Annotated in this window: 18 protein-coding genes and 2 pseudogenes; 5 read left to right on the plus strand and 15 right to left on the minus strand. The window is 51.1% G+C overall.

Going from position 1 to position 20,405, the window contains the following annotated elements:
* Positions 1-34: 34 nt before the first annotated feature.
* The 8 genes from menE to D9734_RS10150 all read right to left on the minus strand — a co-directional run bounded on the left by menE (position 35) and on the right by D9734_RS10150 (position 7,930).
* Complete coding sequence (menE, locus tag D9734_RS10115; protein WP_130207188.1) at positions 35-1,390, minus strand: o-succinylbenzoate--CoA ligase; 1,356 nt, start codon at positions 1,388-1,390, stop codon at positions 35-37.
* Positions 1,387-2,349, minus strand: a complete 963-nt coding sequence (gene menC, locus D9734_RS10120) for an o-succinylbenzoate synthase (RefSeq protein WP_130207190.1) — start codon at positions 2,347-2,349, stop codon at positions 1,387-1,389. The genes menE and menC overlap by 4 nt, the downstream gene beginning before the upstream one ends.
* Positions 2,349-3,206 carry a 1,4-dihydroxy-2-naphthoyl-CoA synthase gene (gene menB / locus D9734_RS10125; RefSeq protein ID WP_000639996.1) on the minus strand — a complete coding sequence of 286 codons (858 nt, stop codon included), beginning with the start codon at positions 3,204-3,206 and terminating at the stop codon, positions 2,349-2,351. Before menB ends, menC begins: the two co-directional genes overlap by 1 nt.
* A 14-nt stretch (positions 3,207-3,220) precedes the next feature.
* Entirely contained in the window at positions 3,221-3,979 is a 759-nt protein-coding gene (gene menH, locus D9734_RS10130; RefSeq protein ID WP_130207192.1) for a 2-succinyl-6-hydroxy-2,4-cyclohexadiene-1-carboxylate synthase, read from the minus strand.
* Entirely contained in the window at positions 3,976-5,646 is a 1,671-nt protein-coding gene (menD, locus tag D9734_RS10135) for a 2-succinyl-5-enolpyruvyl-6-hydroxy-3-cyclohexene-1-carboxylic-acid synthase (protein ID WP_130207194.1), read from the minus strand. The genes menH and menD overlap by 4 nt, the downstream gene beginning before the upstream one ends.
* Before the next feature lie 88 nt (positions 5,647-5,734).
* Complete coding sequence (gene menF / locus D9734_RS10140; RefSeq protein ID WP_130207196.1) at positions 5,735-7,030, minus strand: isochorismate synthase MenF; 1,296 nt, start codon at positions 7,028-7,030, stop codon at positions 5,735-5,737.
* A gap of 78 nt (positions 7,031-7,108) precedes the next feature.
* Positions 7,109-7,414 (minus strand): stress response protein ElaB, encoded by a 306-nt coding sequence (gene elaB, locus D9734_RS10145; protein WP_001564816.1) that lies wholly within the window; start codon positions 7,412-7,414, stop codon positions 7,109-7,111.
* Positions 7,415-7,468: 54 nt separating this feature from the next.
* Positions 7,469-7,930, minus strand: coding sequence for a GNAT family N-acetyltransferase (locus D9734_RS10150; RefSeq protein WP_130207198.1), 462 nt, complete (start codon positions 7,928-7,930; stop codon positions 7,469-7,471).
* A 64-nt stretch (positions 7,931-7,994) separates the two neighbouring features.
* Here D9734_RS10150 and rbn point away from each other — a divergent pair, with 64 nt between their 5' ends.
* Positions 7,995-8,912, plus strand: a complete 918-nt coding sequence (rbn, locus tag D9734_RS10155; RefSeq protein WP_130207200.1) for a ribonuclease BN — start codon at positions 7,995-7,997, stop codon at positions 8,910-8,912.
* A gap of 106 nt (positions 8,913-9,018) precedes the next feature.
* Here rbn and D9734_RS10160 read toward each other — a convergent pair.
* Positions 9,019-9,809, minus strand: a pseudogene (locus tag D9734_RS10160) (von Willebrand factor type A domain-containing protein).
* A gap of 137 nt (positions 9,810-9,946) precedes the next feature.
* Between D9734_RS10160 and D9734_RS10165 the strand changes: the two are divergent.
* Together D9734_RS10165 and D9734_RS10170 are read left to right on the plus strand one after the other, a co-directional pair.
* Positions 9,947-10,918, plus strand: a pseudogene (locus tag D9734_RS10165) (M28 family metallopeptidase).
* A gap of 102 nt (positions 10,919-11,020) precedes the next feature.
* Positions 11,021-11,524 (plus strand): YfbM family protein, encoded by a 504-nt coding sequence (locus D9734_RS10170; protein ID WP_130207202.1) that lies wholly within the window; start codon positions 11,021-11,023, stop codon positions 11,522-11,524.
* Positions 11,525-11,806: 282 nt separating this feature from the next.
* On the opposite strand, the gene D9734_RS10175 is transcribed toward D9734_RS10170, so the two are convergent.
* The gene (locus D9734_RS10175) at positions 11,807-12,523 is read right to left on the minus strand and encodes a hypothetical protein (protein WP_130207204.1); all 717 of its coding nucleotides are present in this window, start codon (positions 12,521-12,523) and stop codon (positions 11,807-11,809) included.
* A gap of 208 nt (positions 12,524-12,731) precedes the next feature.
* Here D9734_RS10175 and D9734_RS10180 point away from each other — a divergent pair, with 208 nt between their 5' ends.
* On the plus strand, positions 12,732-13,154 hold the full coding sequence (locus tag D9734_RS10180; RefSeq protein ID WP_130207206.1) for a hypothetical protein: 423 nt from the start codon (positions 12,732-12,734) through the stop codon (positions 13,152-13,154).
* Positions 13,099-14,436 carry a hypothetical protein gene (locus tag D9734_RS10185; RefSeq protein ID WP_130207209.1) on the plus strand — a complete coding sequence of 446 codons (1,338 nt, stop codon included), beginning with the start codon at positions 13,099-13,101 and terminating at the stop codon, positions 14,434-14,436. The genes D9734_RS10180 and D9734_RS10185 overlap by 56 nt, the downstream gene beginning before the upstream one ends.
* A gap of 52 nt (positions 14,437-14,488) precedes the next feature.
* On the opposite strand, the gene nuoN is transcribed toward D9734_RS10185, so the two are convergent.
* The 5 genes from nuoN to nuoJ all read right to left on the minus strand — a co-directional run bounded on the left by nuoN (position 14,489) and on the right by nuoJ (position 20,404).
* The gene (nuoN, locus tag D9734_RS10190; protein WP_000156701.1) at positions 14,489-15,946 is read right to left on the minus strand and encodes an NADH-quinone oxidoreductase subunit NuoN; all 1,458 of its coding nucleotides are present in this window, start codon (positions 15,944-15,946) and stop codon (positions 14,489-14,491) included.
* Positions 15,947-15,952: 6 nt separating this feature from the next.
* Positions 15,953-17,482: an NADH-quinone oxidoreductase subunit M gene (nuoM, locus tag D9734_RS10195; protein ID WP_130207211.1), complete on the minus strand. Its 1,530-nt coding sequence runs from the start codon at positions 17,480-17,482 to the stop codon at positions 15,953-15,955.
* A gap of 230 nt (positions 17,483-17,712) precedes the next feature.
* Entirely contained in the window at positions 17,713-19,554 is a 1,842-nt protein-coding gene (gene nuoL, locus D9734_RS10200) for an NADH-quinone oxidoreductase subunit L (RefSeq protein WP_130207213.1), read from the minus strand.
* Positions 19,551-19,853 (minus strand): NADH-quinone oxidoreductase subunit NuoK, encoded by a 303-nt coding sequence (gene nuoK / locus D9734_RS10205; protein WP_000612644.1) that lies wholly within the window; start codon positions 19,851-19,853, stop codon positions 19,551-19,553. Before nuoK ends, nuoL begins: the two co-directional genes overlap by 4 nt.
* The gene (gene nuoJ, locus D9734_RS10210; protein ID WP_130207215.1) at positions 19,850-20,404 is read right to left on the minus strand and encodes an NADH-quinone oxidoreductase subunit J; all 555 of its coding nucleotides are present in this window, start codon (positions 20,402-20,404) and stop codon (positions 19,850-19,852) included. Before nuoJ ends, nuoK begins: the two co-directional genes overlap by 4 nt.
* Position 20,405: the final 1 nt, after the last annotated feature.

The raw sequence follows: 20,405 nt of genomic DNA on the forward strand, positions 1-20,405 counted from the left end.
AATAGCGGAAATGAGAGATGAAACTAATGATTTCTTAATACTGGCGTTGCACCCACTCTTTTAATGCCTGACGTGAAATCTTAATGCCGCCGTTTTTCAGCTCCAGCGGAAGCGTCAGCCAACGCACCGGTTGTTGAAAACGGGCCAACTTGTCTTTCACCCATTCGCTAAGATCAACGGTTTCGTGGTCATACTCCACCACCGCTACCGGTCGATGACCAAACTCCTTGTCAGTAACGGGGACGATAAACACCTGCAAAACCGCAGGATGCGCGGCAATCACACGTTCGACTTCTTCTGGCTGAATGCCTTCGCCACCACTGAAGAACAGATTGTCTAAACGTCCGACAATGGTCAGCTTGCCATTATGCATCTCACCGCGATCGCGCGTGGCGTACCAGCCTTCGTCATTAACCAGCGGCACCAGTTTCCCGTTACGCCAGTAACCTTCTGCCATACTGGCAGCCCGCAGCCACACTTCATCATTAACGATTTTCACTTCCCGCCCCGGCAGCGGCGAACCGACGTCAGCCAGGCCGTCCGCTTCTTTCGCGCAAACCGTGGAAGCGAACTCCGTCAGACCATAGCCGCAAAAGCAACGAATGCCCTGCTCGCGCGCCTGCTCCGTCAACTCAACCGGAATTGCCGCGCCGCCAAGTAACACCGCTTTCAGGGAAACTGAACTGCGGTTAACCAGCAAACGCCAGAGCTGTGTTGGCACCAGTGAAGCGTGAGTACAGCCTGCCAGCATTTGCTCCAATGGCTGTTTATCACGTACCGTCATCCGCGCACCAGCGTATAACCAGCGCCACATAATTCCCTGACCAGAGACGTGAAACAACGGCAAAGAGAGCAACCAGTCATCGTGATCGCCAAACGGAATTAGCGATAACACCCCTTCGGCACTGGCAAGATGAGCCTGATAAGTATGAACAGCGGCTTTCGGCAAGCCAGTGGAACCAGAGGTTAACGTCATTGAGCACAGACGCGTCGGCTGCCACGCAGCGGCATATGCGCCTTCAACCAGCTGAATGTGCAGCGACGTTAACGCCGGAAACGTGTTTTCCCCTTCCGGCACCAGCGCAAATTGCAGAGTGAGATTTGGCAGCAATTCCTCAAGCAACGGTTGCGGCAGTTGTGGATTCACGGGCAGCACCCGCGCCCCGCATTGCAGTAACGCCAGCCAGGCCAGCAGCGTTTGCGGCGTATTCCACGCCCGCAACATTACGCCGCTGCCCTCAACCACACCCTGCGCCGCAAAGCCGGAGGCTAATTCATCGACGCGAGCACAAAGCTTGCGCCAGTTGAGTTGCTCGTCATTAAGACGTAAGGCGATGGCTTCTCCCCGCACCTGCCGCCAGTGACGCCACGGCCAGTCAGAGAAGATCATAACAGCCGCTCCAGTGCATCAACTTCCACTAATGGCAGCGGGCTACCCGGCCAGCGACGAACCTGCTGCGCCTGCATCAGATCCAGCGTATCCAGCCCCGGAATGGTGTCTGGCGTTAACCAGGCAGCAATCCGCGCCAGTTGCGTTAAGCCTAAGCTCGACTCGATGGAAGAACTGATCACCGCCGTCAGCCCCAGCGCGTGCGCCGCCTGCACCTGCTCGCGGACTTTCTCCAGGCTGCCCGTGAGCGTGGGTTTGATCACCACCGCACGCACGCCCTCTTCCGCCACAAAGGCAAAATCCGGCTCGCGCAGGCTTTCATCCCAGGCAATGGCAATGCCGGTTTCACGGGCAAACGCACGCGAATCATCGCGGGTTTTGCACGGCTCTTCGAGAAACGCGATGCGGTGGCGATAGTCCGGGTTAACGTATTTGGCAAACTGCTGGCCTTTCAGCGGCGTCCAGGCGCGGTTCGCGTCAAGACGCAAATGCAGATCCGGAATTGCCTCCAGCAAAAGATTGACCACCATGCCGTCGCGCACGGCTTCGTACAATCCCACTTTGACCTTCGCCACTTTCTCGCCAGGCATATCGGCAAGTTTGAGGATCAGATCGTCCGGATCGCCATTACACAGCGGCGCAGCACGGTAATTGGCCGCCTGCGGGAGCGTATCTGCCAGTTCAGCCAGCGCGCAGCTTACGCCAAAGGCGACGGAAGGCATCTGTGGTAGCTCGCAATCGCCTGCCAGCCAGTTATGTACCCAGGCAAGCAGCACACTTTGCGCCTCTTCCCAGGTTTCCTGACTGAAGCCCGGCAGTGGGGAGATCTCCCCCCACCCTTCGCGCTCGCCCTCACGCAGGCAAACGTATAGCCCGTCGCGGGTTTTTAACCGCCTGTCGCGCAGAACCACCCCCGCGTCCATGGGGATCTGCCAGCGGTATACCTGCGCGCTACGCATTACGGATTCCGTTTAAATTTGCTGAAATCAGGCTGACGTTTCTGGTTGAAAGCGTTGCGACCTTCCTGACCTTCTTCCGTCATGTAGAACAGCATGGTGGCGTTACCCGCCAGTTCCTGCAGACCTGCCTGACCGTCACAGTCAGCGTTCAGTGCAGCTTTCAGGCAACGCAGCGCCATCGGGCTGTTTTGCAGCATTTCACGGCACCAACGGACGGTTTCTTTTTCCAGATCGGCCAGCGGCACCACGGTGTTCACAAGGCCCATATCCAGCGCCTGTTTTGCGTCGTACTGACGGCACAGGAACCAGATTTCACGCGCTTTTTTCTGCCCGACGATGCGAGCCATATAGGAAGCGCCCCAGCCGCCGTCGAAGGAACCGACTTTCGGGCCAGTCTGACCGAAGATGGCATTATCTGCCGCGATAGTCAGGTCGCACATCATGTGCAGAACATGACCGCCGCCGATGGAGTAGCCAGCCACCATCGCGACAACCGGTTTCGGACAGGTACGGATCTGACGCTGGAAGTCCAGCACGTTGAGGTGATGTACGCCGGAATCATCTTTATAACCGCCGTAGTCGCCACGTACTTTCTGGTCACCACCGGAGCAGAACGCTTTATCGCCCGCGCCAGTCAAAATGATCACGCCGATGTTGTCGTCATAACGGGCATCCGCCAGCGCCTGGATCATCTCTTTTACCGTCAGAGGACGGAAGGCATTGCGCACCTGCGGACGATTAATGGTGATTTTTGCGATACCGTCGGTGGATTTTTCATAACGAATGTCCTCGAAACCTTCGGAGCAATCGTGCCATTCAACCGGTGCGTAAAGCATTGCTTCATCAGGATAAATCATATTGTGTCCTTTAGTCAGAAACGCAAGATCTGCGCCAGACTTGCGATAACGCCAGCGGGATTTTCCCGATGCGCGTTATGTCCGGCGCGAGGAATGACATGGCAGTCGGCAGCCAGTTCCGCCGCCAGAGCGCGGAATTTGCTGTCACGTTCACCACATAAATAATAAAACGCAAATGTGCGGGCGCTAAGGTTAGCACGTAAATCAGGCTGGACGGCGAGAGAAGTGGCCTCCAGCATCGCGGCAAGGGTTGCGCCGTTATTGTTGCTGCGCAGCGCCACCAGCTCCCGGCGTTGATCGTCATTGAGCGAGGCAAAAACAGGCTGTTGATACCAGTCGGCAAATACCGCCGTTAACGGTTCTGAACAAAAACGCTGCGCCCAGCGATGATCGGAAAGCTGACGTTCCGTGCGTTGTTCAGCACTTTGCAGCCCGGGATGCCCACCTTCGACAATCACGCCACAAAGCCCCGCCATCCCCTGACAAGCCGCCATCATCGCCACCCGTCCACCGAGCGAGTACCCCACCAGCCAGAAGTTAAGGATGTTGTAACTAACAAAGGTTTTACGCAGTAAGTCGGTGACATCATCAAATCCATCGACGCTAATTGCCGCCGAACCGCCGTGACCTGGAAGATCAACATACAACCGCGAGTAGTCTGCAAACGCCTCGCCGACTTCCTGCCATTCGAGGCAATCGCCGGAGAAACCATGCAAAAACACCAGCCAGGGTAAACCTGGCTTGCCGTGTTTTGCCTGTGCGTGCAGGATCATAAATGGCTTACCTGCGCCAGCAGTTGCTGGAGGGTTTGCGCGCCGTCGGTGTCGTTAACCACCATTTCAATCACCGTGGTGGTCGGAGTGCGCCAGGCGTCGGCAAGTGCCGTTTCAAGTTCCTGCCAGTTTTGCGGACGATGATATTTCAGCTCAAACATCGCGGCAGCGTGCTCAAAATGGACGTTTTGCGGCATCAGATAGAAACGCTCGCGCTCGCTTTTCGGCGTCGGCAACAGCGAGAAAATTTGTCCGCCGTTGTTGTTCACCACAATTAATACCAGCGGCGCGGAAACCTGACGCAATAGCGCCAGCGCGTTGAGATCGTAAAGAGCAGAGAGATCGCCCACAATCGCCAGCGTCGGTTTACCACTAGCCCTCTGAACGCCTGCGGCGGTAGAAATCAGCCCATCTATTCCGCTGGCCCCACGGTTGCTATATACCGGGTAACCTGCCGGAAGTTGCGAAAGCGCATCAATCAGACGTACCACCAGGCTATTACCGACAAACAGTTGCCCCTGTTCAGGCAAATAGTCTCTGATGCGGTGCGCCAGTTGTGCTTCGCCAAACGCATCACGACGGGCAACAACTGCCTGCATTGCCTGTTCAGCCAGACGCGGGATCTCCACGCACCAGGGCTGGCGTTTTTCAGCCGGATGCAGCTCCAGCCAGTCGGCAATATTGGCGACCAGGCGACGTCCACGGTGGTGTGCCGGGTCAAGCTGCCCTTCGATGTTATCAACAATCCAGTATTCTTCTGGTTCACAGCTTGCCTGCCATTGCAGTAACCGTTTACCGGTCAGGCTGCTCCCCAGTTGCACGACAATCTGCGCCTGTTGCAGTTCGCTGGTCGCTTTGGCATTGCCTAACCAGAGATCGGCACACGGCAGCGGCTGCCCGGTTTGCGACAGCACGTCGCCAATCAGCGGCCAGCCAAGTGTTTGCGCCCACAGGGCAACTTTTTTGCCCTCTTCCGCACTCATGCGCCCGGCAACCACCACGCCGCGCTTTTGCCGCCAGAAGAACCAGTCGCGCTGTTTTTCGCTCTCAAGACGAGGCGCTTCACGCAGCCACGGTTTGTCGCCCTGCCACCAGTCGCCAAGACGTTGTTGCCAGCTAAGTCCGGTATCGTCCATCTCGCCATAAAGCGGTTCGGCAAACGGGCAGTTGATATGGACTCCGCCCGCATGCAGCGTGCCTAAAGCGTGGTCGATAGTAGAAACCAGCCAACGGGCGGGAATATCCTGCGTCGGGCGCGGTAGTGAAATGCTATGCGTAGGATGAGAGGCGAACATGCCCGGCTGACGAATTGCCTGATTTGCGCCGCAGTCAATCAATTCCGGAGGACGATCGGCGGTTAACAGGATCAGTTTTTCTCCGGTTAACCCAGCTTCAATCAGTGCCGGATAGAGATTCGCTACCGCCGTGCCGGAAGTCACTATCACCGCCACCGGCTGCTTGCTGACTTTCGCCAGCCCCAGCGCCAAATGCCCCAGCCCACGCTCATCAAAATGAGTGTGATGAATGAAAGCGGAATTTTCCGCCGCCGCCAGAGTTAATGGCGTAGAACGAGAGCCAGGGGCGATGCAGACGTGTCTGACGCCGTGACGTGTTAATGCTTCCAGAATGACCGCCGCCCAGCGTCGGTTAAATGCGCTTACTGACATGAGTTTGTCCGGTATCAATATTGCGGCTAAGTATAAGGAGCTACAAAAAGAGATTATTGATATGAATCGGTAATGATGCGACTCATTACTATTCCAATTGTAATAAAGTGCGCAGTCCTGCCGCTTTGTTGTCGATTTCCTGCCACTCCAGTTCGGGGTCTGAGCCTCGGACAATACCCGCTCCGGCATACAATCGCACGACATTGCCACTGATTTTCGCCGAGCGCAGGGAAACGCAGAATTCGCTTTGTTGTAATGAGAGATAGCCCGCAGAACCCGCATACCATTCACGGGTAAACGGTTCGTGCCGGGCGATGAACTGCCGTGCCAAATCGCGCGGTAAACCTGCCACCGCTGCCGTTGGCTGCAACTGATGCAGACAAACCACATCATCTGCCGTATTAAGCGAGGTCCAGATACAGCGACGCAGATGCTGCACTTTACGCAGACGAAGCACCTGCGGCGGTAAAACATCCAGCGCCTGGGTGTCGCTCTGTAATCGCTGGCAGATATCTTCCACCACCAGCATATTCTCGCGCTGGTTTTTATCATCCGCCATCAGCCACTCGCCCAGTTGCTGCGCCTGTTTATCATCAGGATGATTCGCCACCGTTCCCGCCAGTGCTTCAGTACGCAACGCTTTGTCACGCCGCCGCCAAAGCCGCTCAGGAGATGAACCCAGGAACGCGCTTTCGCCATCAAAGGCCATGTAGAAATGGTAGCAGTTCAGGTTCAACCGACGGCTGGCAGCCATCATTGCCGCCGCGTTAACTGAATCGGAGAAATGCAGGTCGGTCGCCCGCGCCAACACCACTTTATCCAGTTCACCTTCAGCAATGGTGTCGGTCGCCAGTTTAATTAACCCCGTCCAGGCTGGTTTGTCCGGCCAGTGATTTTCTTGGGTGATGGTTAAATGCAGAGCTGGCAACGGTTTAATATTTGCCAGAGCAGCAATGTATTCCTTTGCCTGATGTGCGTCTTGCTGAAGGGAGTTTTCGCTGAAAAGGGTCAGTCGAAGGGTCGCTTTGCCTGCACAGCGTCGCCATTCCAACCGCGGGAGGAGTAAATTGCCCTGGGAAGGGTCAAACGCATTCAGCCCCCAGATACGTAAGTCGGTGTGATCCGGGTATTGTCGGAGAAAACGCTGCGCCTGCGCCAGCGACGAAAAGCTGGCTATTGTACCCAGCACGGCAGCCTCTTCATCACCATTGCGTTGTTGCCAGTAAAATTGCGGATACATTTTCTGGCTGGCCAGCCAGCTTAAGGCATCAAAGGCGTCATTTAATGGGAAAGGAACATCAAAAACCCGAATGCCGGGCGTCGCTGGAAACTCTTGCGACAGATGGCGCAATAGATTTTCCAGCGCCGTAGTGAGTGATTGCACGCGGACCTCTCCCTGTTAAAAGCCTCACATTATACGGGGTACTGCAAAAAAAATGCAGTACCCCAGTGTAGGGAGGTTTTAACGGCGTGCCAGCAACAGTCCTAATACCAAACCAACCGCAGCGCCAACGCCAATCCCCTGCCACGGTTTTTCATGAACGTAGTCGTCGGCACGATAAACCGCTTGCTTCGCCCGATAGTAATAGCTGTCCGAAGCCTGACTGACTCTTTTTTTCACATCATCCAGCGCCTTCTCTGCTCGCGCCTTCAGCTCAACATATTTCTGATCGGCGGGATCGCCAGAGGAGCTCAGCACTTCTTCCAGTGTTTCACTCAGCAACGTCAGGTCGTCATCGATGCGTGTATCACCAAATTGATTAGACATTCTCGTTCTCCATTTGCTTAAAACCTGCCACTAACTATAGACAACGGTTATCAATTACGCCTGAATGACTTCGCGCGCCATCCCAATGTGGGGAATACCATCTTCCTCGTAGATATCCGTTACGGGGATAAAGCCAAAACTGCGGTAAAAGTTTTGTAAGTGCGCCTGCGCTCCCAGATAAATCGCCTTGTCCGGCCAGTGGCGCGTACATGATTCCAGCGCCTTACTCATCAGTTGCTGCCCCACTTTTTCGCCCCGCAACGCTTCGCTGACAATCACCCGACCAATCACCACCGGTTCGAGATCATCATCACTTTTCAGAATCCTCGCATACGCTACCAGTTTCCCGTTTTGCCAGCCGAGAATATGACGATTTTCCCCTACCAGATCGTCACCATCGACATCCTGATAAGGACAGTTTTGTTCGACAACGAATACCGCACAACGCAGTTGTAATAAGGCATAAAGATGAGAAACCGATAATTCAGAGTGATGAAGATCCTGCCAGTCGATCATGATGCGCTCCTTTTGGTTGTATGCCTTATACTAGCCGGATTATTTTTAGAAATGTGATGGTCTTATGGAATTAATTTTCTTAGGTACTTCGGCGGGAGTTCCGACCCGGGCGCGTAATGTCACGGCGATATTGCTTAATCTGCAACATCCGACCCAGGCCGGACTTTGGTTATTTGACTGTGGCGAAGGCACTCAACACCAAATGCTGCACACGGTGTTTAATCCCGGCAAACTGGACAGGATTTTTATTAGCCATCTTCATGGCGATCATCTTTTCGGCCTGCCCGGTTTGCTGTGCAGTCGTTCCATGTCAGGTATTGTGCAACCCTTAACCATTTATGGTCCGAAAGGTATCCGTGAATTTGTTGAGACAGCGCTACGCATTAGTGGCTCGTGGACCGATTATCCACTGGAGATTATTGAAATTAGCGCAGGCGAAATTCTTGATGATGGCTTGCGTAAAGTGACAGCTTATCCGATGGAACATCCGCTGGAGTGTTACGGCTATCGTGTAGAAGAACATGATAAGCCTGGTGCGCTGAATGCCCAGGCATTAAAGGCCGCAGGCGTACCGCCAGGCCCATTGTTTCAGGATTTGAAAGCCGGAAAAACTGTCACATTGGAAGACGGTCGGCAGATTAACGGCGCTGATTACTTAGCCGCGCCTACACCAGGAAAAGCGATCGCCATTTTCGGCGATACGGGTCCTTGCGATGCCGCGCTGGCGCTGGCCAAAGGTGTCGACGTAATGGTTCACGAAGCGACTCTGGATTTGGCGATGGAGGCCAAAGCCAACAGTCGCGGCCACAGCTCCACACGCCAGGCGGCGGCACTGGCCCGTGAAGCTGGTGTCGGTAAGCTAATCATTACCCATGTTAGTTCACGCTATGATGATAAAGGCTGTCAGCACTTGTTACACGAGTGCCGGACGATTTTCCCGGCAACTGAACTGGCGAGCGATTTCGCGGTGTTTAGCATTTAAGTCGAAAGCGGTGGTTAGTTGGCAGATTAATTTAATGATACCAACGCATTTATTTTTCATCTGTTTGCCGAATACGCTTGATGTCGATATCCGGCAAACAGATTTATCATTTATAGTTTTGTGAATTGTCCAGATCTTCCGCCAGCCCAATCAGACGAATAAATTCCGCTCTGTAGCCTTGTTGGTCGGGTCCTTTTGCTTGCCGCGCCCACTGTTCGATCTGCTGCCAGGATGTATTATTCAGGTATTCAGAACCGCGCAATTTTAGCCCATACGCAGAGACTGCTGCGCGAAAACGCATATATTCTGAAGGTGCGTTTATTGTGGGTGCCAACGGGAATTCAACTAACTGACTTTCTTTTCCCTGCGGGTATTTCCAACGAATCTTTAACCAGGCCAGTTCTTTCGCTTTATCTGATTTCGCTGATTTGTTATCCGGGACATAGCGTAACTTATCAATTGATGCTTTTTGCCCATTCAGCGTTAGCTGCCGGTGTCGACGTCAAGGCTAAACGTCGCCAACGGGTTTTGCGCTACCTGCTTAACCGGATTATCATCGAACAGCTGATAGCGAGCGGTTCCTGGATTTGCGATACGTGTAGCTTTTGCTTTAGCCGCTCTTTCAAATGTTGGCGCTTCCTGCAATCGCCCCTGCAAAGCCTGTTTGTCTGAGGATTGTTGCGCTTCATGCAGGGCTAAGGTTTTTGCTTTCGCGGCTTTAGCGGCGGCGGCTCTTTGCTCCGCCACTTTTGTTGCCGCTTGTTGCGCGGCAAGTACTTGCTGGTCTGTGGGTGTAGTAGATTGTTGTTGCTGACTTTCCTTATCATCAGATTCCGGCCCACATCCTCACAAAATCAAACTACTAATAAGCAACATGATTATATTTTTATTTCGCATATAAAATCCTTTTAAATAAACTCAACCACCAGACATAAAATAGACTCTTTGTATAATCCGGCTAATCTTAATAAAATACGATCTCGAAACCTATAACAAATAATGATTCAACAACGAAACCTATCAACAATTTATATATGAAAAAAATAACCTTTTCCTTTTTTATATTGTTCCTGTGTTCACTTCCTCTGATTGTTTTTTACCAACCCTGGGTCAATGCATTACCACCAACGCCCCAGCACGCAAGTCCCGAGCAATTAGAAAAAACAGTTCGCTATTTTACACAAACTGTGCATCCACGTAGTGCCGACAATATTGATAATCTGAATAGGTCCGCAGAGTATATAAAAGAGGTCTTTGTCAGTAGCGGCGCCAGAGTTACCGGGCAGGATGTCCCCATTACTGGTGGCCCCTACAAAAACATTGTTGCTGATTATGGTCCTACCGATGGACCACAGATTATTATCGGTGCGCACTATGACTCTGCCAGCAGTTACGAAAACGATCAATTAACCTATACGCCGGGAGCGGATGATAACGCCAGCGGTGTGGCAGGATTACTCGAACTGGCACGTTTGTTACAGCAGCAAGCGCCGAAAATAGGTGTGCAACTGGTCGCCTATGCGTCGGAAGAACCGCCCTTCTTTCGTAGCAATGAAATGGGGAGCGCGGTACACGCCGCTTCGCTTGAGCGTCCGGTGAAATTAATGATAGCACTGGAGATGATAGGTTATTAAGACTCCGCACCAAGGAGTCAGGATTACCCTTACTCTGTCATGTCCTGGCTTTATCCCGACCATGGTGATTTTATTGCTGTCGTCGGCAGAGTGCAGGATATCAGCGCTGTGCGTCAGGTAAAATCTGCGTTGTTATCAGCAAAAGAGTTGCCTGTTTATTCTATTAATGCACCTGGTTTTATTCCCGGTATCGATTTCTCCGACCACCTTAATTATTGGCAACACGATATTCCCGCCGTAATGATTACTGACACCGCTTTTTATCGTAATAAACAATACCACTTACCTGGCGATACCGCAGACAGACTCAATTATCAGAAAATGGCTCAGGTGGTGGATGGCGTTATAACCTTGTTGCAAAACAGTAAATAATAAAAATTTCTCGAGGAAGATCCAGAAAAAGCAACATGCGCATTTTATTTTCCCTCGTCTGTTTTAAGATGCGAAAAATTAAATTCAACGGAGGAAAAACAAATGGGAATGATTGGCTATTTTGCAGAAATTGACTCAGAAAGAATTAACCGACTGCTTGAGTCTACTGAAAAACCCTTAATGGACAATATTCATGACACGCTTTCAGGTTTACGCCGACTGGATATTGATAAACGCTGGGATTTTTTACATTTTGGCCTAACGGGTACCTCTGCTTTTGATCCAGCGAAGAATGATCCGCTGAGTCGTGCCGTGCTTGGTGAACACAGCCTCGAAGATGGCATAGATGGTTTCCTGGGATTGACCTGGAATCAGGAGTTAGCCGCGACAATCGACCGCCTGGAAGCTCTGGATCGAAGTGAGCTGCGTAAACAGTTTTCCATTCAGCGACTCAATGAAATGGAGATTTATCCGGGAGTGACCTTTTCAGAAGAGTTAGAGGGGCAACTCTTTGCTTCGATCATGCTTGATATGGAAAAGCTGATTAGCGCGTATCGACGTATGCTGCGACAAGGGAATCATGCGCTGACGGTTATTGTTGGGTGATATAGCTTGATGCCTGGGGGAGAAAGACCCATTAGTTAAAATTTACGCCAAGATCATCTTGAAAAAATATTTAACCATGGTCCGGTTTTTATCCCCTTGTATAAATATCGCTAAATGCTTGCTTAGTCGCATTCTTAAAGCAATGCCGTGTATTCGGTATATAACAGCGATGTCATCTGTGTTGGCAACGATTTGGAATCTTGGATGAAAACGGAACTCAACCTGTCATTACCTGGAAATTACCAGGTAGATAAAAAGTCTGTTCAATTTTGAGATGATTTTTTAAAAATCGTGTCCATTGTGACGACATGGGAAAAACTCAATATTATCCTCCACAAATTGCAGTAACACAGAATCAACATCTTTTGCAAGTTGGTCACAATGTGTGATAAGCATTTTGAATATTTCATCCTTTGTAATCTCATGAAAATTTTTTACCTTCTCTTTTAACTCATTATATCGGATTCTTGCAGTAACCATTTTTTTTGCAAGTTCTGACAATCCCAACGCTTGCAATTGTTGGTGAATATGATCACTTTCAAAAAAGATCCCACAATCCATTCCTTCCCAACCAACATATTCATGCCATTCATAAACCAGCATAAAAGTTTGTAAAACTGGCTGTAATAATTGGATATCTGCAAAACTAAACCAAAACTTACGCTTGAGATCCCACTCATATTCAATCGCCAATGCTATTTTGTTTAAGGCATCTCCGGCATCCTTATTTTTACGCAAAATCAATTCCGTCAGTGTATAGCGTTGTTCATCAATACGCCGAAGAGCTTCTGCAATATCATAGTTTGTAGCCAACAAAACATTCTCTGCTTCCTGATGTGTGACGTCTACTTTTGCAGTCAATATATTGATTTGATCAATATGAAAGAATTTAATGGCCTCATCAACATTACCGCCAGTCCTCTCTAGCAAACGTCTGGCAGACTGGATACCGACAGGTACGTGCTCCCGAAGTTTGCGAATTTCACTTAACCATTCCATGTCAAACCCCTTTAAATATTTATGATGCTATATATAACAACGTCTGGATCACGACCCAGCCTGACTGAATATTTCACCTTTTCCTGCTTAACATCCATGTTATGATGCGCCTGAAACTAATAAGACGTGTGGCATTGTCACTATTTATCCGCTAATGAATTCAAACAATGCCATTCATTTGATGAATACATTATTTCAGGGAATAATTATGACACCTTTAGAACGCATTACCCAACTTGTTAATATCAATGGTGATGTTAACGAGCCTGCTACCCCCCGTCCATTGTTATCTCTTGAGGATTTTTTTATCGGAAATAATATCCTCGGTTCAATATGTTGCAATGTGACTCCAGAACAATCTCCGCAAGCTATCTACCACCATTTGCTGAAAATTCGTGAGCGTAACGATGTCAGTGATGTTTTGGTAGAAATTACGATGTTCGATGACCCTAACTGGCCCTTTAGCGAAAGAATTTCAGTTATCACTTCTGCCTCACCCGAAGAAGTTCAGAATTGGTTTGCAGAAGAAATTGCCCCTGATGAGTGCCGGGAAGGATGGGAAGAAGATACAGATCATGGATGGGTTGAAGTCCCTGCGGGTATGCATCCGGTTAATTGTTGGTGGGATTAAAACATATTGCTCATTACGAAAAATTTTAAAAATACTTCATGGAGGATGTATATTGTCATTTTCAACGGGTGCTGTAATTATCATTTTTGCGTGTTATGCATTAGCCTTTATCATACCAATACTCTTTATCGTACCGTTTCTTCTTCGATGGGATAAAGAGAAAAGGGATAACACCGGTTTCATTTCTTTAATCTATCTGGAATTGCCAATCGGCACTACCGCATTAGCCTATTTATTTTATTTCAATAAGTATTTCGATTCTTTCTTTGAATATATTTTCAACCTCATACCCTATACATTAATTTTATGGTATGTGTGTTTTCTAAGGAAAAGCATATATTGCAGCCCACGCAAGATTTTATTTACAGGCTGGCGCGCCTTTGCCATTATATTTGTTTTACATACATTCTATTTATTCCCCATGAAAAACGAATCAGATTATGACACTGCTGTGAATACGGCACTAAGACAAGGGGATGGTACTGCATTGGATAAACTTTGGAAAACATGCCCGGAGGGTATCAATTCACTTTTGTTCAATATGAAATTTAACTATAACAGAACATATAACTTTGACTACCCAATCACTTCATTCGAGAAAGTTATCCAGTGTAGTGAATTTAAAGACGACTTTACCAGCGATTATGCTGTCAACTATTCTTTTGCTAACGTAACAAGCATTAATTTCTTAAAATTTCTATATAGCAAAATAGATGATAATAAAAAGAAAGAGATTCAGAATGATAAAGGTATTATAGACACTAGATTAATTGATTTAAAGCGATGTTTAAGAGACGAAAAGTGCAGTGCACAAAAAATCCAAATGCTCGATTTTCTACTAAAGCTCGTTCCAAAATGGCAAAAGCATTTATTTATCAAACCGGTAGACTTGCATAATTCTATTTTAAACTCAAATAAGCTTAGTGCTTCTTATTTTTCAAAATTTGTTCAACCTGAAAATGAAAATGACATTATCGCTATGCATGTTGTTTTAGGTGATAACCAGTCCGTAATATCAAAAATAAAGAACAAAGAATACCTACCTTCCGTGATTGGTCAAGAATATGGTGATTTTGGTGAAAATATAACATTAGTAAAGTTTATTATAATGAATGGTACTGAAGACATGATCGACTTCATCATTAACGATTTAAACGTTGATGTGGCGTGTTATGCAAGTGCGTCAACCATAAACTATAATACTATTGTCTCTTCAGACTATAATTATAAATACAATAAACGTTTCCAAAATAAAACCTGCACAAACCCAATCAAATCATAACACCATAAAAAAACCGCCGAAATCGGCGGTTTTTTAACATCAACACTCAACCTTACATCAGCGGCATTGCCAAACGCACAATACTAATCAGCGGTTGCGGCCATACACCCAGCACCAGTACCAACAGTGCAGAGATCAGCACCACGATACCGCCCGCGCTGTACTGCCAGTTTGACGGTGCATCGCGACCCGGTTGTTCCGGGGCGTGCAGGTACAGGCTCACCGCCACGCGCAGGTAGTAGTAAAGGCCGATTGCCGAACCGACAACCACGGCCCCCACCAGCCACCACAAGTGCGCCTGGACACCGACTGCCAGCACGTAGAACTTACCGATAAAGCCCAGCGTCATCGGAATACCGGCCAGAGACAGCATCATCACCGTCATCACCGCCGCGAGGATCGGACGATGCCAGAACAGACCGCGGTAAGAGAACAGGGAATCAGCATCCGGGCCACGATATGGGCTGGACATCAGGCTGACCACGCCGAACGCGCCGAGGCTGCTGAACAGATAACCGGCCAGGTAAACCCCTACCGCTTCCATCGACATCTCGCCAGTTTGCAGCGCAATCAGCGCCACCAGCAGATAGCCGAGGTGAGAGATAGATGAGTAACCGAGCAGACGTTTGATGTTGGTCTGGCTCAGCGCCATCAGGTTACCGAAGATGATGGAGGCAAAGGCGATAATCGCCAGCACCACGCGAATCGCTTCGCTGTCACCCACTGGTGCGTAAAGGAACAGACGCATCACCACACCGAAGATAGCGATTTTGCTCGCCGTCGCCAGGAAAGTGGAAACCGGCGCAGGCGCGCCCTGGTATACGTCTGGCGTCCACAGGTGGAACGGCACCAGAGAGAGTTTGAAGCCGAGGCCAACAATCATCAGGCCGAAACCTGCCAGCAACAGCGGCTCGTTGAGCATACCGTCGCCGAGGTTTTTACCCAGTGCAACGAACGACAGATCCCCAGACTGCGCATACACCAGCGCCATACCAAACAGCAGGAAAGAAGACGCTGCGGCAGAAAGAATGGTGTATTTGATACTGGCTTCCAGCGAACGTTTCTGGCGGAAAGCGTAACCGACCAGACCAAACAGCGGCAAAGAGATCAGTTCGATACCGAGGAACAGAGACGCCAGATGGTTAGCATTCGCCAGCAGGATCCCGCCCAGGGCGGCAATTAACACCAACAGGTAGAACTCGTCCTTGTTGTCGTTATAGCCTTCAAGCCACGGGTAGGCGAAAGTACAGGTGGCGAGGCTCGCCAACAATACCAGCCCGGTGTAAAGCATGGCGAAACCATCAACGCGCATCAGCGGCGTAACGTCCATAGCGCCCGCCTGGCCGACAAACCAGAGCGAAACCAGCGCCGCGTTAAGCCCAATAACCGAGAGCGTAGCGTTGAGGAAATGATTGCGTCGCCACGCAATGGAGAGCATCACAACCACCACCGTCAAGCCGACGATCAGCAACGGTAGCAGTGCGATCAGGTTTTGTGGAGTTATTGTCATGGCGATTTACGGCCTTGTAGTAGTAACGGAATTAACAAACCACTGCTGGATATTGCCAATCGCGGAGTGCGAGGTATCCAGAATCGGCTGCGGATAGAAGCCCAGCAGTACCAGCAGCACCACCAGCAACAGGATCATAAACAGCTCACGCAGCGACATCCCTGGCAGTTCCTGGCTGGCAATCTGGCTTTTCGCTTTACCGAAGTAAGCGCGATGCAACATCGCCAGCGAATAAACAGATGCAAAGACCAGCCCAAAGGTAGAGATAACGGTAATCACCGGGACAACCTGGAAGCTGCCGAACAGAATCATAAATTCGCCGACGAAGTTACCGGTGCCTGGCATCCCAAGCGTTGCCACCGCAAAGAACAGCGACAGTGCTGGCAGCCATTTCATCTTGCTCCACAGACCGCCCATCATGCGCATGTCGCGGGTATGGATACGTTCATAGAGCTGACCACAAAGAATAAACAGACCCGCCGCCGACAAGCCGTGCGCAATCATCTGGATTACCGCGCCCTGGTAGGCCAACTGGCTGCCAGTGTAGATAGCAATCAGCACGAAGCCCATGTGGGAAACCGAGGTGTAGGCGATCAGACGTTTGATATCGGTCTGGGCGAAGGCCATCCACGCACCGTAGAAGATGCCGATAACACCCAGCCACATAGCAATTGGCGCGAACTCTGCCGACGCGTTCGGGAACAGCGGCAGGGAGAAACGCAGCAAACCGTAAGCGGCAGTTTTCAGCAAGATCCCCGCGAGGTCAACGGAACCGGCGGTCGGAGCCTGGGAGTGCGCATCCGGCAGCCAGCCATGCAGCGGAACCACCGGCATTTTGACTGCGAAGGCGATGAAGAAGCCCAGCATTAACAGGTATTCCACACCACTGGACATTGGCGTATTCAGCAGCTCTTCATAGTTGAAGGTCCAGACGCCGGTCGCATTGTAGTGAACAAAAACCAGCGCCAGGATGGCGATCAACATCACCAGACCACTCGCCTGGGTGTAAATGAAGAACTTGGTTGCCGCCGTGATACGCGTTTTACCGTCAGAAGCTTTATGCCCCCACAGTGCGATCAGGAAGTACATCGGCACCAACATCATTTCCCAGAAGAAGAAGAACAGGAACATGTCGATGGCAAGGAACACGCCGATAACGCCGCCCAGGATCCACATCAGGTTTAGGTGGAAGAAGCCCTGATATTTTTCGATCTCGTTCCACGAACAGAGTACCGCCAGCACGCCGAGCAGACCGGTCAGCACGACCATCAGCAGCGACAGACCGTCAATGGCAAGATGGATAGAGATACCAAAACGCGGGATCCACGGCATGTCGAATTCAGACTGCCACTGCGGAATTCCGGCGGATTGCGTCAGTGAATAACCGCCCTGCAACCACAGTTGCAGCGACAGCGCCAGCGTCAATCCCATGGTGATCAGCGCTACCCAGCGCGGCACCTTGACGCCAAAGCGTTCGGTCTGCCAGCACAGGAAGCCGCCGATAAAGGGGATTAGTATTAACCAGGGTAATAACATAGCTAAGTATGTCCCTTATATTTACTCCTGCTCAGGCTATCTCACTCGCCAGCCCGAATCCCGGCAGTGCTCGCAATCCTCACGTACTTAAGTACGTTCCGGTTGCTGTGCGCTGGCGGTATCCGGTCTGACTTCGCCGATGACGCCTGTACTTCAGGAACAGTTACCTAAAATTTATTCTTAGTTCACAGACCCGGCGCAGCGCCGGGTATATTCACTCAGCCAACAACTCAACGCAGTACCATCAACAGTGCCAGCACCACGACCGCACCGATGCTCATGGATGCCACATACCAGCGCAGGTAGCCGTTCTCGCTTAACAGCAGACCTTTACCTGCAAAGCGGGAAAGAACCGCCGGGATGTTCATCATTGAGTTCAGCGGATCGCGTTTCAGCAACCAGGCAATCCCCAGGAACGGCTTGACGAATACTTTGTCATACAGCCAGTCGAAGCCCCAGGCGTTGTACCACCAGGTGCCCAGCAGGCGGCCCGGCGCACTGTTGGCGATGGAGGTCACCAGAGTACGTTTACCCAGCCACAGCCAGGCTGCCAGCAGAATGCCGACCACCGCGACCACGCCAGAGGTAATTTCCAGGGTCAACATGCTGCCGTGCGCCAGCTCCGTCGTTTGCGGAAGCACGCCCTGCAGCGGCGGTACAATCAGTGCGCCAACAAAGGTGGAAAGGATCAGCAGCACAATCAGCGGCAGGCTGTGAGTTACCCCTTTCACGGCGTGAGCGTGAATTTGTTCATTTCCGTGGAAGACGATGAAAATCATACGGAAGGTGTAGAGCGAGGTCATAAACGCACCGACCAGACCTGCCACCATCAGATTGATATGACCATTCGCCATCGCACCCGCGAGGATCTCATCCTTACTGAAGAAGCCCGCAGTGACCAGCGGCAGTGCCGACAGTGCTGCGCCGCCCACCAGGAAGCAGAGATAAACCAGCGGAATAGATTTACGCAGACCACCCATCTTGAAGATGTTCTGTTCGTGATGGCAGGCCAGAATGACGGAACCGGATGCCAGGAACAGCAGCGCTTTAAAGAACGCGTGGGTCATCAAGTGGAAAATCGCCGCATCCCATGCCTGCACGCCAAGCGCGAGGAACATGTAGCCAATCTGGCTCATGGTAGAGTAAGCGAGAACACGTTTGATGTCGGTCTGTACCAGCGCGGCAAAACCGGCCAGCAGCAGCGTAACCGCCCCAACAATACCCACCAGATGCAGAACTTCCGGGGTCATCAGGAACAGGCCGTGGGTACGGGCGATCAGGTAGACACCCGCGGTTACCATCGTTGCGGCGTGGATCAGCGCGGAGACAGGCGTCGGGCCCGCCATCGCATCAGCAAGCCATGTCTGCAACGGCAACTGCGCAGATTTACCAACCGCACCGCCCAGCAGCATCAGCGTCGCCCACATCAGCATGTTATTGCCGTCAGCAAAGTGCGCAGGCGCCAGTTCCACCATTTCACGGAAGTTCAGCGTACCCAACTCGTTGTAGAGAATGAACAGCGCGAAAGCGAGGAACACGTCACCCACACGGGTCACGACGAACGCTTTCATTGCCGCTGCGCCATTCTTCGGATCGGTGTAATAGAAACCGATCAGCAGATAGGAGCACAGGCCCACGCCTTCCCAGCCGAGGTACATCAGCAGCAGGTTATCGGCGAGCACCAGAACCACCATGCTGGCGATGAACAGGTTGGTGTAGGCGAAGAAGCGAGAGTAGCCCTCTTCACCGCGCATGTACCAGGAGGCGTACATGTGGATCAGGAAACCCACACCGGTAACCACCGAGAGCATGGTCAGCGACAGGCCGTCCAGCACCAGATTGAAACCGATGTTAAAGTCGCCTACCGACATCCACGTCCACAGCGGCTGGCTGTATGCCTGCTCACTGTTAGCGAAGAAGTCAACGCCGATAAAGGCAGTTACCAGCGCCGCCAGGCCCACAGAGCCAACGCCGACGATCGCCGAGACGTTTTCAGACCAGCGCCCACGGGAAAATGCCAGCAGGACGAAGCCAATCAATGGCAAAATAATGGTTAAGGCAAGCATGTTCATCCGCGCATCTCACTTACTGAATCGATGTTCAGGTTCTGGCGACGACGGTGAAGTTGCAGCAGCAGCGCAAGGCCGATACTCGCTTCTGCCGCCGCGAGGCTGATGGCGAGAATGTACATCACCTGACCGTCGGTCTGGCCCCAGTAGCTTCCGGCGACCACAAAGGCCAGCGCGGAGGCGTTAATCATGATTTCCAGACCAATCAGCATAAACAGCAGATTGCGACGGATAACCAGACCGGTTAAGCCAAGAACGAATAAGATTGCCGCGAGGATCAGTCCATGTTGTAAGGGGATCATGCGTGCTCCTCCATTTTTCTTTTCGCGCTGTCGTCTTTACGATTGCTCAGCACTTCACCCGCACGCTCTTCACGACCGACGTGGAAGGCCACAACCAGACCCGCGAGCAGCAGCATAGAAGCCAGTTCTACCGCCAGTACATAAGGCCCGAACAGCGTAATACCCACTGCTTTAGCACTGATTGGCGTACCGTCGATACCCTGATCGTTAACACCGAGGATGGCGTAAACAATCACCACCAGCATGATGGCCGACAAAATTGCCGGACCAATCCACACCTGCGGTTTCAGCCACTGGCGTTCTTGTTCGATTTCCGAACCGCCCAGGTTGAGCATCATCACCACGAACACGAACAGCACCATAATGGCACCCGCGTAGACGATAATTTCCAACGCACCGGCGAAGTAAGCGCCCAGCGAGAAGAACACCCCGGAAATCGCCAGCAGCGAAATAATCAGGTACAGCAGTGCGTGTACCGGATTGGTATGGGTGATCACTCGCAAGGTCGCAAGTATGGCTATTAGGCCACAGATATAAAAAGCGAACTCCATT

The sequence above is a fragment of the Escherichia sp. E14S1 genome (assembly GCF_004211995.1).
Taxonomy (GTDB): Bacteria; Pseudomonadota; Gammaproteobacteria; order Enterobacterales; family Enterobacteriaceae; genus Escherichia.

Coding starts and splice junctions, on each gene's coding strand:
- nuoJ (WP_130207215.1), bottom strand. CDS start 20,404: ATGGAGTTCGCTTTTTATATCTGTGGCCTAATAGCCATACTTGCGACC.
- D9734_RS10185 (WP_130207209.1), top strand. CDS start 13,099: ATGGATGGGTTGAAGTCCCTGCGGGTATGCATCCGGTTAATTGTTGGT.
- elaB (WP_001564816.1), bottom strand. CDS start 7,414: ATGTCTAATCAATTTGGTGATACACGCATCGATGACGACCTGACGTTG.
- nuoL (WP_130207213.1), bottom strand. CDS start 19,554: ATGAACATGCTTGCCTTAACCATTATTTTGCCATTGATTGGCTTCGTC.
- menC (WP_130207190.1), bottom strand. CDS start 2,349: ATGCGTAGCGCGCAGGTATACCGCTGGCAGATCCCCATGGACGCGGGG.
- menE (WP_130207188.1), bottom strand. CDS start 1,390: ATGATCTTCTCTGACTGGCCGTGGCGTCACTGGCGGCAGGTGCGGGGA.
- menD (WP_130207194.1), bottom strand. CDS start 5,646: ATGTCAGTAAGCGCATTTAACCGACGCTGGGCGGCGGTCATTCTGGAA.
- nuoN (WP_000156701.1), bottom strand. CDS start 15,946: ATGACAATAACTCCACAAAACCTGATCGCACTGCTACCGTTGCTGATC.
- rbn (WP_130207200.1), top strand. CDS start 7,995: ATGGAATTAATTTTCTTAGGTACTTCGGCGGGAGTTCCGACCCGGGCG.
- D9734_RS10175 (WP_130207204.1), bottom strand. CDS start 12,523: ATGGAATGGTTAAGTGAAATTCGCAAACTTCGGGAGCACGTACCTGTC.
- menB (WP_000639996.1), bottom strand. CDS start 3,206: ATGATTTATCCTGATGAAGCAATGCTTTACGCACCGGTTGAATGGCAC.
- D9734_RS10150 (WP_130207198.1), bottom strand. CDS start 7,930: ATGATCGACTGGCAGGATCTTCATCACTCTGAATTATCGGTTTCTCAT.
- D9734_RS10180 (WP_130207206.1), top strand. CDS start 12,732: ATGACACCTTTAGAACGCATTACCCAACTTGTTAATATCAATGGTGAT.
- D9734_RS10170 (WP_130207202.1), top strand. CDS start 11,021: ATGGGAATGATTGGCTATTTTGCAGAAATTGACTCAGAAAGAATTAAC.
- nuoM (WP_130207211.1), bottom strand. CDS start 17,482: ATGTTATTACCCTGGTTAATACTAATCCCCTTTATCGGCGGCTTCCTG.
- menH (WP_130207192.1), bottom strand. CDS start 3,979: ATGATCCTGCACGCACAGGCAAAACACGGCAAGCCAGGTTTACCCTGG.
- nuoK (WP_000612644.1), bottom strand. CDS start 19,853: ATGATCCCCTTACAACATGGACTGATCCTCGCGGCAATCTTATTCGTT.